At 62.9% G+C, this 11,844-nt stretch carries 12 protein-coding genes; 7 read left to right on the top strand and 5 right to left on the bottom strand.

The window, feature by feature from the left end:
- Positions 1–109: 109 nt before the first annotated feature.
- Both AC1Z3V_RS16260 and AC1Z3V_RS16255 read right to left on the bottom strand, forming a co-directional pair.
- The gene (locus AC1Z3V_RS16260) at positions 110–541 is read right to left on the bottom strand and encodes a VOC family protein (protein ID WP_429814794.1); all 432 of its coding nucleotides are present in this window, start codon (positions 539–541) and stop codon (positions 110–112) included.
- 219 nt (positions 542–760) lie between these two features.
- Positions 761–1,015: a hypothetical protein gene (locus tag AC1Z3V_RS16255; protein WP_483500393.1), complete on the bottom strand. Its 255-nt coding sequence runs from the start codon at positions 1,013–1,015 to the stop codon at positions 761–763.
- Between the two features lie 125 nt (positions 1,016–1,140).
- Between AC1Z3V_RS16255 and AC1Z3V_RS16250 the strand changes: the two genes are divergently transcribed.
- Complete coding sequence (locus tag AC1Z3V_RS16250; protein ID WP_483500391.1) at positions 1,141–2,046, top strand: HpcH/HpaI aldolase/citrate lyase family protein; 906 nt, start codon at positions 1,141–1,143, stop codon at positions 2,044–2,046.
- Positions 2,043–2,249 carry a DUF1737 domain-containing protein gene (locus AC1Z3V_RS16245; RefSeq protein WP_247959428.1) on the top strand — a complete coding sequence of 69 codons (207 nt, stop codon included), beginning with the start codon at positions 2,043–2,045 and terminating at the stop codon, positions 2,247–2,249. Before AC1Z3V_RS16250 ends, AC1Z3V_RS16245 begins: the two co-directional genes overlap by 4 nt.
- 51 nt (positions 2,250–2,300) lie before the next feature.
- On the opposite strand, the gene AC1Z3V_RS16240 is transcribed toward AC1Z3V_RS16245, so the two are convergent.
- Positions 2,301–2,735 carry a metallopeptidase family protein gene (locus AC1Z3V_RS16240; RefSeq protein WP_483500389.1) on the bottom strand — a complete coding sequence of 145 codons (435 nt, stop codon included), beginning with the start codon at positions 2,733–2,735 and terminating at the stop codon, positions 2,301–2,303.
- 170 nt (positions 2,736–2,905) lie between these two features.
- Between AC1Z3V_RS16240 and AC1Z3V_RS16235 the strand changes: the two genes are divergently transcribed.
- The 5 genes from AC1Z3V_RS16235 to bfr all read left to right on the top strand — a co-directional run bounded on the left by AC1Z3V_RS16235 (position 2,906) and on the right by bfr (position 9,774).
- Complete coding sequence (locus tag AC1Z3V_RS16235) at positions 2,906–3,859, top strand: ImuA family protein (protein ID WP_483500387.1); 954 nt, start codon at positions 2,906–2,908, stop codon at positions 3,857–3,859.
- A gap of 40 nt (positions 3,860–3,899) precedes the next feature.
- On the top strand, positions 3,900–5,327 hold the full coding sequence (locus AC1Z3V_RS16230; protein ID WP_483504097.1) for a Y-family DNA polymerase: 1,428 nt from the start codon (positions 3,900–3,902) through the stop codon (positions 5,325–5,327).
- Complete coding sequence (locus AC1Z3V_RS16225; RefSeq protein ID WP_483500385.1) at positions 5,324–8,683, top strand: error-prone DNA polymerase; 3,360 nt, start codon at positions 5,324–5,326, stop codon at positions 8,681–8,683. Before AC1Z3V_RS16230 ends, AC1Z3V_RS16225 begins: the two co-directional genes overlap by 4 nt.
- 322 nt (positions 8,684–9,005) lie before the next feature.
- Positions 9,006–9,317, top strand: a complete 312-nt coding sequence (locus AC1Z3V_RS16220) for a (2Fe-2S)-binding protein (protein ID WP_173517796.1) — start codon at positions 9,006–9,008, stop codon at positions 9,315–9,317.
- The gene (bfr, locus tag AC1Z3V_RS16215) at positions 9,283–9,774 is read left to right on the top strand and encodes a bacterioferritin (RefSeq protein ID WP_247959431.1); all 492 of its coding nucleotides are present in this window, start codon (positions 9,283–9,285) and stop codon (positions 9,772–9,774) included. Before AC1Z3V_RS16220 ends, bfr begins: the two co-directional genes overlap by 35 nt.
- A 136-nt stretch (positions 9,775–9,910) precedes the next feature.
- On the opposite strand, the gene AC1Z3V_RS16210 is transcribed toward bfr, so the two are convergent.
- Both AC1Z3V_RS16210 and AC1Z3V_RS16205 read right to left on the bottom strand, forming a co-directional pair.
- The gene (locus tag AC1Z3V_RS16210) at positions 9,911–10,438 is read right to left on the bottom strand and encodes an RNA pyrophosphohydrolase (RefSeq protein WP_483500383.1); all 528 of its coding nucleotides are present in this window, start codon (positions 10,436–10,438) and stop codon (positions 9,911–9,913) included.
- A 50-nt stretch (positions 10,439–10,488) separates the two neighbouring features.
- Positions 10,489–11,697 carry a divergent polysaccharide deacetylase family protein gene (locus AC1Z3V_RS16205; protein ID WP_483500381.1) on the bottom strand — a complete coding sequence of 403 codons (1,209 nt, stop codon included), beginning with the start codon at positions 11,695–11,697 and terminating at the stop codon, positions 10,489–10,491.
- Positions 11,698–11,844: the final 147 nt, after the last annotated feature.

Raw genomic sequence — 11,844 nt, 5'->3', positions numbered from 1 at the left:
AGAGCAGTTCTACGCAGAAATGAAGGAAAATCTGTCCAACACGCGTCGTCGGGCGGGTGAAAATGCCCGCCCGCCCAAAGTTCCGTCCGGATTTCGTCGCCGGTAAGGGTCAGCCTGCTTTCACCGGGCTGTTCATTGCCCAGAGAACGCCGAAGGGATCGCGAACCTGACCATAGCGGTCGCCCCAGAACATCACCTCGACCGGCGTCACCACTTCCGCGCCGGCGGCGACCGCGCGGTCCCACCAGGCATCGATGTCGTCGACGGTGAGCGTCAGGGTGAAGGCCTGCGGCTTTTCGAGCGGATGGCCGTATTCCGGATAGGCATCGGCCAGCATCAGCGAGCTGCCGTTGATGTAGAGATGGATGTGCATCGTCCGGCCCTGCTCGTCCACCGGATGCCGGTTGACCTCCTTGGCGCCGAAAGCCCGCGTGTAGAATTCGGCCGCCTTCACGGCGCCATCGACCTGAAGATAGGGCAGAAGACCGTTCAGAACCGGTGCCGGCTTCTTCGTTTCAGTTTGCTGCGTTTCGATGTCCATGTCGTTCTCCATTCTGTTCGAAGAGCCAGGACCGTGCTGGCCTGTCTCAAGGACGGGGATAACGCGCCCGATCCGACATGGGGATGGAAAAAATTTCGCAGTCAAAATTTCGCAGTTTGGGGAGCTATGATCTTTTGCAGGAAGCAATGGTCGGCGAGCCGATCATCGATCGGCCCGATTCCGGATCACAGCCTGAGGATCGATCCCGATCGCTGGGGATCAGAGGTCGATGATCGTGCCGCGACCGTCGTTCCAGATGCGCATCTCGCGCTGGCCAGGGGCGGCGCCTGCGGCGGCCGGACGCGCCGTGGCGCGGGCTGGCTTGAGGTTCAGACGGGCGGCAATGGCGCTGCCGATCACGACGACGGCGGCGATGCCGGCCAGTGCCAGCGCCAGCGAAGCGGTCAGAACAAAGGCCGCGAACGTGATGGTCAAGGCTGCGGCCGTAAAGAGGACAGAGCGAATGCTTTGCATAATCGTTACCTTTCTGGTTGCGATGTGGTGGTTTGCAGCTCCGCTTGCAAGGGGTGGCTCTTATGAAAGGGTGCGGCGGTTCGCCTCGTCTTGCGGAACGAAGGAAAGGCGGGCACAACTGAAACATGAACAAATCGATCGAACATCACCCCATGCGCCTGCGCCGCTCGGTGCTCTCGGTGCCGGCCGACAATGCCCGTGCACTTGCCAAAGTCGCTGAACTCGCGACGGACGCCGCGATCTTCGATCTCGAGGATGCGGTGGCGCCCGAGCGCAAGGTGGAAGCGCGCGAGGCGCTGGTGCAGTTTCTGACGGCGAGCCGGCCGGATTGCGAAATCGTCATCCGCATCAATGCGATCGGCTCCGACTTCGGCCAAGGTGACCTCGCTGCGGCACTTTCTGCCAACCCCGACGCCATTCTGCTGCCGAAGGTCGAAAGCCCGGCGGATATCCAGGCGGCGGCCGACTGGCTTACCGAGAACGATGCGCCGGAGACGCTGCGTCTCTGGGCGATGATCGAGACGCCGCGTGGCGTCATCAACGCGCCTGTTATCGCCGAGACCGGCCGCACCTTCGGCGGACGGCTCGATTGCTTCGTCGTCGGCCTCAACGATCTGCGCAAGGAGACCGGCGTGCCGGATCGTCCAGGCCGGCCCTTTCTCGTCCCCTGGCTGATGCAGATCCTGCTGGCGGCGCGGGGTGGCGGGCTCGACGTCATCGACGCCGTGTTCAACGACTTCCGCGATGTTGATGGTTTCGACGAGGAATGCCGGCAGGGCCGCGACATGGGCTATGACGGCAAGATGCTGATCCATCCGGCCCAGATCGGCCCGGCGAACGAGCGCTTCGGCGTGGAGCAGATCGCCGTCGACGAGGCGCGCGCGATCATCGCCGCCTTCGCGGCTCCGGAAAACACCGGCAAGGGCGTCATCAATCTTAATGGGCGCATGGTCGAGCGGCTGCACCTCGACCAGGCCATGGCGCTTGCCACCAAGGCGGACCTTATCGAGAAACGAAAGGCAAGATCTTGAAACTCTACCGCTTCCTGACCGGCCCCGACGACGCCTCCTTCTGCCACAAGGTGACGGCGGCGCTGAACCAGGGCTGGAGCCTGCACGGCTCACCCACCTATGCCTTCAATGCGGATACGCAGCACATGCAGTGTGGCCAGGCGGTGGTCAAGGAGGTCGAGGGCAAGGATTACACCCCGGATATCAAGTTGTCGGAGCAGTAGACGGGCCGTCCCGCGCGTTTGCCCTCCGCTTCACACTTTCCCGGAATTGCTTTAGCCGCCGACGTGCTCGACGCTGGCTTCGATCCGTTCCATGTCGTCGTCGGAAAGGCCGAAATGGTGGCCGATCTCGTGGATCAGGACATGGGTGATGATGTCGCCCAGCATCTCCTCGTTCTCTGCCCAATAATCGATGATCGGACGGCGATAGAGCGTGATCCGGTTGGGGAACTGACCGGTTTCCATGGTGAAGCGTTCGCCGATGCCGCGGCCTTCGAAGAGGCCGAGCAGGTCGAAGGGCGTTTCCAGCGCCATGTCCTCGAAAACATCGTCGCTCGGGAAGTCGGCGACCTCGATGATGAGGTCGGTTGTCAGCTGACGGAACTCCTGTGGCAGGTGGCCATAGGCTTCCAGCGCGAGCTGTTCGAAAGTGGTAAGCGTCGGTGCGTGGCGTTCCCGCCAATCATCGGTGTGGTCAATGCGGGCCATAGGCACTCCTTGTTGCCCTCCATATAGCGATTTTGCCTTTGTTTTTCGAGTGTTGAATTCCGCAGACATAAGGGCAGGAATAAATTCTTAGAATTGGCTGTTGACTCATTTAGCAAGCTCTGGAATCAATTAGAACATAACATGAACATTTATGATGGGAGTTGACCGTCATGGCCGACAAAGCCGTGCAGCGGGAGACGGTACTTTCGCTCCGAGAGACCATAGCCAGGATCGAAAACCGTCGACTTCCGGGCGTCGTGCGCGCCGCCAAGGCGGCTGACCCCGGCGGCTTCCGTCAGCGCGAGGAAGATGAATCCGGCCGCAAGGCGCTTACGCTCGGGGTTCCGGATCTGGACGCGCTTCTCGAAGGCGGCCTGCCGCTCGAAGGCATGACGGAAATCCGCAATGCCGAGACGCGTGATGCTGGTGCTGCCGCCGGTTTTGCCGCCGCACTCGGTGTGCTCTGCCAGCAGGCGCGCCTGGAAAAGGGCGAGCCGGCAGCTCCCGTTCTCTGGATCAGCCAATCGCTGGCCTCCAACGAAGCGGGCATGCCCTATGGGCTTGGTCTGAAAGCTTACGGGCTCGATGTCCGCGGCCTCGTCTTCAGCCTGCCACGCACGGTGAAGGATGCGCTCTGGATCGCTGAAGCCGCGCTTTCCGTTCCAAGCTTCTGTGCCATCATCCTGGAAATTCGCGGCAATCCTGCTGCCCTTGCTCTCAGCGAAAGCCGGCGCCTGCATGTCCGCTCACGGGCGGGCCACGTTCCTCTTCTGCTCCTGCGCCAGTCCGGACACGAGGAGGCCAGCAGCGCCTTCTTTCGCCTCCTCGTCGAGCCGGCGCCGGCGCGTGAGCGCCCTCTACCGGATGGATCGATGCTTCGCGGCAGCATCGGCCATCCCGTCTTTCACGTCATTGCCGAGAAGAGCAGGGCTCCTGCGCCGCTCGGCTTCTTCCTGGAGTGGAATCCCCATGACCGCCGCCTTTACCCCGTCGAGCCCCTACCAGCCGCTGCTGCGGCAGATCCAGAACCAGCGCATTCTGTCGCTCGCCTTTCCGCATCTTCCGGCCGATCGGGTCGCCCGCAAGCGCTGGGGGAACTCGTGGCTTTCCCGCGGGCGTCCTGAGCATCCGCCCGTCGTCTTCGCCGACAAGGTGAAGAGTGCGATGCGTCTCGTCGCGCTCGACGGTTATGCCGAGAAGCGTGGGTTTCACATTGGCCAGGGGGTTGCCGAGGCTCGGGCCATGTGTCCCGAGATCGACGTGCTGCCGGCCGATCCCGCCGCTGACCGGGCTCTGCTCGAGGGCCTTGCCGATTGGTGTTGCCGCTATACGCCGCTGGTCGCGCTCGATGGCGACAGCGGCCTCTTTCTCGACATCACCGGCTGCGCCCATCTTCTCGGTGGGGAAAAGGCGCTTCTCGACGATCTGCTCGCCCGCCTTTTCCATCTGGGGGTCGAGGCCTGTGCGGCGATCTCCTCCTCGGCCGGGCTTTCCTGGGCGGTGGCGCGCTTCGGGTCCGAAGGCATCATTGCCCCGGATGAGGCCGCACGGGTGCTGGCGCCGCTGCCGATGGCGGCGCTCCGGCTGCCGCGGGAGACGATCGAAACGCTTGGCCGGGTTGGGCTCAAGCAGGTCGGCGACATCCTCGAAGCGCCGCGCGCGCCGCTTGCCCGCCGGTTCGGCGCGATCCTGCTTCTGCGCCTTGATCAGGCGCTCGGGCGGGAGGACGAACCTTTGTCGCCACGGCTGCCCGTCGCCGCCCTTTCGGTCGAGCGCCGTCTCGGCGAACCGGTCCAGGGCGAAGACGATATTTTAGGCCTGACGGAAGAGCTGGCGGTGCGGCTGAAGCCGGAACTGGAAAAGCGTGGGGAAGGCGGGCGGCTGTTCGAGCTTCTGCTCTTTCGCGTCGACGGCGCGGTTTTCCGCATCGCCGCCGGCACATCCTCGCCGCTCAACGAGCCGCTGCGTGTCGCCGGTCTTTTCCGCGAGCGGCTGCAGGCGGTGCATGAGGATCTCGACGCCGGCTTCGGCTTCGAAATCCTCAGGCTCTCGGTTCCGAAGAGCGAAAAATACGAGGTGATGCAGGAGGATTTTTCCGGCACGCCGGATCGCGAGCGGCCGCTTGCGGCCTTTGCCGATCGGGTCATGGCGCGGTTCGGTGCGGAAAGCCTGCTGGTGCCGGCTCTCGCAGAAAGCCATGTGCCGGAGCGGGCAGCGACTTTCCGCCCGCTCACGGATCTGGCGCTGATCAGCAAGGCTGAGGAGCCGGTGGAAAACATGCCCGCGACCCTGCTTGCCGCCGCGGCCCGGCCACAGCGGCTCTTTCCAAGCCCCGAGCCGGTGGAGGCCGTGGCCGAGGTGCCGGAGGGGCCGCCGAGAAGCTTCCGCTGGCGCCGCACGTTGCATCGCATCGCGCGCGCCGAAGGGCCGGAACGGATTGCCGGCGAATGGTGGCTCGATGGCGAGCCGGCGATGGAGCGCGATTATTTCCGGGTGGAAGATGAGCGCGGCCGGCGGTTCTGGCTGTTTCGCGAGGGTCATTACGGGGCTGCCGCCCCGCCCCGCTGGTTCATGCATGGAGTCTTCGCATGAGCGGCGCTACCCCCTATTTCGAGATCGGCGCCTGGTCGAATTTTTCCTTCCTCGAAGGCGCCTCCCATCCGGGCGAGATGGTCGTTGCGGCAAGCCGCCTCGGCATTGGTGGCCTTGGTATTGCCGACCGCAATACGGTGGCAGGGGTGGTGCGCGCCCATGCACAGGCCAAGGTGGAGAAATATGCCTTCCAGCCCGGCGCACGGCTCTCCTTTGCCGAAGATCTGCCTGACGTGCTTGCCTACCCCTTAAATCGCCGCGGCTGGGGCAATCTCTGCCGGATGCTGAGCGCCGGAAACCTGCGCGCCAAGAAGGGCACCTGCACGCTCTACGAAGCCGATCTCGTCGAATGGGGCGAGGACCTCTTGCTTGTCGTGCTGCCGGATCCGGTGATCGGCGCGCCGGAGGCAACCCTGCTTGCCGATTTCCTCAAGCGGCTGAAACCACATTTTGCCGATCGGCTCTATCTGGCGCTGGTGCCGCGTTATGACGGCTTCGACCAGCTTGCCTTTGCCGGGCTTGCGACCATCGCCCGCCATGCGGCGGTCAAGCCCGTCGCCACCAACAGTCCGCTGTTTCATGTCGCCGCCCGGCGGCCGCTCGCCGATGTCGTCACTGCCATCCGCGAACATGTGACGATCGCGTCGGCCGGCTACCGGCTGCACGCCAATGCCGAACGGCATCTGAAGACACCTGAGGAAATGGCGCGCATCTTCCGCGACTATCCGGAAGCGATCGCCAATACCGGGCATTTCTTTGGGAGGTTGAAGTTCTCGCTGTCGGAACTCGAATATCAATATCCGGATGAAAGCATTCCGGGCGAGACGCCGACTGAGACCCTGCGGCGGCTGACGATGGAGGGAGCGCGCGAGCGGTATCCTGAAGGCATTCCCGATAAGGTTTCAACGCAGATCGAGTACGAGCTCGAGCTGATCGCGGGCAAACGCTACGAGCCCTATTTCCTGACGGTGCGCAACATCATGCAGTTTGCGCGCAGCGTTCATATCCTGTGTCAGGGCCGCGGGTCGGCGGCGAACTCCACCGTCTGTTATTGCCTGGGCATTACCGAGGTCGATCCATGTGAGACCACCCTACTCTTCGATCGCTTCCTCTCGACCGAGCGGGACGAGCCGCCGGACATCGACGTCGATTTCGAGCATGAGAAGCGGGAAGAGGTGATCCAGCACATCTACCGCACCTATGGCAAGGAACATGCAGGGCTGACGGCCGCCGTCATCAGTTACCGGGCGCGCTCGGCCGGCCGGGAGACCGCCAAGGCCTTCGGCTTTTCCGAGGACGTGCAATCGGCGCTCGCTGGCTCGGTCTGGGGCTGGTCGGTCGCCGATCTTTCCGAGCGTGAGGCGCAGGCTGCCGGTCTCGACACGAAGGACCCGACGACGGTGAAGGTGCTCGATTATGCCACCGAGCTGATGAGCTTCCCGCGCCATCTTTCCCAGCATGTCGGCGGCTTCGTCATCACCCGCGACCGGCTCGACGAGGTGGTGCCGATCATGAACACGGCAATGCCCGACCGCTACATGATCGAGTGGGACAAGGACGATCTCGACACGCTGAAGATCCTGAAGATCGACGTGCTGGCGCTTGGCATGCTCACCTGCATCGCCCGGGCCTTCGCGCTTCTCGACCGGCATTACGGGGAGAAGAAAACGCTGCACCAGCTCTTCAAGGATGACCAGAAGGCCGTTTACGACATGATCTGCCGGGCCGATACGATCGGTGTCTTCCAGATCGAAAGCCGGGCGCAGATGAGCATGCTGCCGCGGTTGAAGCCCAGGAAATTTTACGATCTCGTCATCGAGGTGGCGATCGTCCGGCCGGGGCCGATCCAGGGCAACATGGTGCACCCCTATCTGAAGCGACGGGAGCAGCATGCTCGGAAGATCCCCATCGAATATCCGAGTCCTGAACTGGAGGTGGTTCTGGAGCGAACGCTCGGCGTGCCGCTCTTCCAGGAGCAGGCGATGCAGATCGCCATCACCGCCGCCGGTTTCTCGCCCAGCGAGGCCGATCAGTTGCGGCGGGCGATGGCGACCTTCAAGCGCACCGGCACCATCCATACCTTCCACGAGAAGATGATCGAAGGCATGGTCAGGAACAACTATCCGCGCGATTTTGCCGAGCGCTGCTTCAAGCAGATCGAAGGTTTCGGCGAATATGGCTTTCCCGAGAGCCATGCCGCATCCTTTGCGCTTTTGGTTTATGTCTCCTCCTGGCTCAAGACCTATTATCCCGATGTCTTCTGCGCGGCGCTCCTGAACTCGCAGCCGATGGGTTTCTACGCGCCCGGGCAATTGGTGCGCGATGCGCGAGAACATGGGGTCCGGATACGGCCCGTCGACATCAACCATTCGGTCTGGGATGCGGACCTTGAAGAAGGAGAGCTCGACAAGGGGGCCATCGAGCCGCGCCATCGCGAGATGGAGAACGTGATCAAGACCGACAAGACGATGCGCCTCGGCTTCAACTCGATCAAGGGCCTGAACGAAAAGGAGATGGAGGATAAGCTCGTTGCCAACCGCGGCGCCGGCTACCGGACAGTCCGCGATCTCTGGCTGCGCTCCGGTCTTCCCCGCTCCGTGCTCGAAAGGCTTGCGGACGCGGATGCCTTCCGCTCGATCGGGCTCGATCGGCGCAAGGCGCTCTGGGCGGTAAAGGCCTTGGACGAAAAGAGTGCCGCCGAACGATTGCCGCTCTTCGACCGGGCGGCGAAGGAAGAGTTACGGCCGGAACCGGCGATGATCCTGCCGGAGATGCTGCCGGGCGAGCAGGTCATCAACGACTATCGCTATCTCTCCTTCTCGCTCAAGGCGCATCCGGTCTCCTTCCTGCGGGCGGCGCTTTCCGAGCAGGGCATCGTCACCAGCCGCACGCTTGCGACGGCCCCGGTCGGGCGGCGGATAACGGTCGCCGGGCTGGTGCTCGTCCGCCAGCGCCCGGGCTCCGCCAAGGGCGTGATCTTCATGACGATCGAGGACGAGACCGGCGTCGCCAATGCGATCGTCTGGCCGAAGGTATTTGCGACCTATCGGCCGGTGGTCATGGGTGCGCGCCTCGTCAAGATCCGCGGCCGGCTGCAGCGCGAAAGCAGCGTCATCCATGTGGTCGCCGAACATATCGAGGACATCACGCCGATGCTGGGACTGCTGCGTGCAGAGGTGAGGCGGTTCGGCGCGAACGACCGTGCCGATGAAGCGCTGAGACCGACCGGCGACGCGCGCGAGAAGAAAGCGCAGGGCGATCTGCGCCCGGCGATCGCGCGGCGTTCCGGCGGCAGTCCGGAGCAAACGACGGCCGAGGTGGCGGACGTGATGCCGAAGGGGCGCAATTTCCATTGAGGGCAGGGCTCGGACCCCAGCTACCGCAAAGGCAGCCGGATGGGCTTTCCGGTAAAATGAGCAGGTCATCTTGGCGCGCTCGGCGAAGCGGTCCGATGGTGTGTAAAAATGTCGCAGAAGGCGTGCGGCATAATCGACCTAAGGTCTGCAAGAATAGTCGTTCGTATTTCTCTAAAATTTTGAAAAGACGGAGCTTTTCATCAAGATTAGAGTCGTTCTAATCGACCTGCAACTTCCGCTCGCGGAGTTTTTAGTTGACACTAAATGTCCTGTTTTGCTTTATGCGCTGATACAGGGCGTTGCGTACGACAGGCGAGACGAAATGCTGGTTTGCAGCTGCAATTTCATCACGGAAAAAGAGATCGAGGACACGATTGTCGGCCTCCTCGACGAGGACTGTTGGCAGCTGATCGTGCCGGCGAAAGTCTATCACGCGATGGAAAAGCGCGGCCGTTGCTGCGGCTGCTTCCCCAATGTCGTCGACATCATCATCCGCACCACCGAGCAATATCACGCGCACCGCGACTCGACGGACGCCGAGATATTTGATTTCATGACCCGCCTCAGACAATTCCACGAAGAGAACCGGAGGGCGGACATTGAAAGGCGACAAAAAGGTCATCGAGCAGCTTAACGAGGCGCTCTATCTCGAACTCGGTGCCGTCAACCAGTACTGGTTGCACTACCGTCTCCTCGAAGACTGGGGTTACACGCTTCTCGCAAAGAAGGAGCGCGCGGAATCCATCGAGGAGATGCAGCATGCCGACAAGCTCGTCGCGCGCATCATCTTCCTTGAAGGCCACCCCAACCTGCAGACGGTTGCGCCGCTGCGCATCGGCCAGAACGTCAAGGAAGTGCTGAAGGCTGACCTCGCCGGCGAATACGACGCCCGCACCGCCTACAAGAAATCACGCGACATCTGTCACGCCGCCGGGGACTATGTCTCCATGAAGCTCTTCGAAGAACTGCTCGCCGACGAAGAGGGCCACATCGACTTCCTCGAAACCCAGCTCGATCTGCTCGACAAGATCGGTGAAGAAAAATACGGCCAGCTCAACGCCGCACCGGCCAACGAGGCCGAAGCCGACTGAGTTCGGCGCAGCTTTCCAAAGACAAGGGCCGGCGACATCGCCGGCCTTTTTCGTCTGCGAGACGAACTCCCGCTTGCAACCTTTGAAATTACGCGCTTCCGAACGCAAAGCCGCTTCACGCTTTTGCGCGCATCCTTCAGGGCGCGAGATGTGCGAAGGCCGTGACGACCTCCTCATAGACCTTGCGCTTGAACGGCACGATCAGCTCCGGCAATTCGCGCATCGGCTTCCACTCCCACGCGTCGAACTCCGGATCGTGTCCACCCGGCGGCGGGTTGATGGCGATTTCGTCCTCCTCGCCCTCGAAGCGAAAGGCATACCAGCGTTGCGTCTGGCCACGATACTTGCCCTTGAGGCCGATGCCGATCAGATGCTCGGGCAGATCGTAGTTGATCCAGCCAGGCGCTTCCGCGAGCAGCGAGACTGTTTTCATGCCGGTTTCTTCGTAGAGCTCGCGATAGGCGGCCTTCAACGGATCCTCGTTCTTGTCGATGCCGCCCTGCGGCATCTGCCAGCGCTGCGGCGAGCCGTCATATTCGGAATTGCCGACGGCGATCCGGTGCCCGGCCCAGACGAGGCCTGCGCGGTTCAGCACCATGACCCCGACACAGGGGCGATAGGGGAGGTCCTCCGCTCTCAGTTTCTTGCCCTTTTCCTTGCTCATCGGCTGCCTCTTCTTTCAATCGCCAAATCATCCTGTCGGATGGCTGTAAGCTAGTTCTGTTGCGGATCCTTGACGAGCGCGGAAACGCCGACGATCTCGATACCGCGTCCCTGTGCCTCGCCGATCCAGGAGGCAATCGCACTGACGCTTTCGTCGAAGGCGGAAGCGACGCCGATGGCGGTGCCGTTGCGGCGCGCAATCCGCTCCAGTTCGTCGAGCTTCTTCAGGATCGCGCCGCGGCTGAGCTCCGTGTCGAGCGTCAGGTCGGCAAAGCCGTGCGGTACGTCGAAGGCATCGGCGAGCTTGCCCGAGAGCGATTGCGCCGACGTTCCGTCGTCGAGGAACAGCAGGCCGCGCTTGCCGAGATCGCGCATCACCGGTTCCAGGGCGTCGGCGTCCGACAGGAAGCGGCCACCGAGATAGTTCATGACGCCGGTGTAATTGGTGATCTCGGCGAGGTTCCGATGCAGCTCCGTCAGGTTCTTCTTGGCGCCGAGATCGACGCGCAACGCATTGGGGCCGGGATCGTTGGCCGGGTAGTCGAAGGGTTCCATCGGTACCTGCAGCAGGATCTCATGGCCGCCCCGGCGTGCCTCCTGCATCCAGCGCTGCAGGCTGTTTCCGGCCGTGGCAAAGCCCAGTGTCACTTCGGCCGGCAGATCGCGGATCGCTTTCTGGGTGCCGGTCTGGCTGAGGCCGAGACCGCCGACGACCAGCGCGATGCGTGTGCCGCGCGCGCCGGACCAGGGCCGGGCATATTGATCCATGGGGCGCAGACCGTCCGGGCCGACGATCGGCAGACGTCCGGCCGGGCTGTCTTCCAGGAGATCGTCGTTGGGCATGGCCGCCATTCGCGGATCCTGGCCGCGGATCGGACCGACATTGATCAGGGCCGGGCCCTTGCCGTCGCGGCTGCGCGGTGAAAACTTGGTAACGGTAGAGCCGTCATCGGTGAGCGTGGGTTCGACGTCGGCGCCGGAATAGGCGGTCCCCGGCTTCATCGTTCCGCCCGCACCGGACTGGCCATTGGCCGCCTTCGCCGGCGTCTCGGCGGCGTCCTTGGCGCTCTCGGTTGCTGCCGTTTCAGGCTGGCTTCGCTTCAGTCCGTCCGGCGCAAGCGTGCCCCACAGCGACAGTCCGACCACCGACGCAATACAAATGCCGAGAAAAGAGAGCCCGAGCATCCGTCGGGGATTGCGCCTCGCCGCTGGCTTCACCCGCCGGTTCTGGCCCAGGGGGGCATTGAGATCAGTTCCCAAACGGAGCCTCGGTCGATCTGTGCGATGTTGCCGCTCCTGCATGCCTGCTTTGATCACGGTCGATCAAAGGACAAACATGCAGCAATTCAAAGTGCTGCAGCGACTTTGCGCGTCTGACAGGACGTGCGGCGCTCTAGAGCGAGGCGG

Source organism: Ensifer sp. 38_S197, assembly GCF_056924495.1.
The sequence above is the reverse complement of the archived record's forward strand: the minus strand, read 5'-3'. Positions and strand labels throughout refer to the sequence as shown.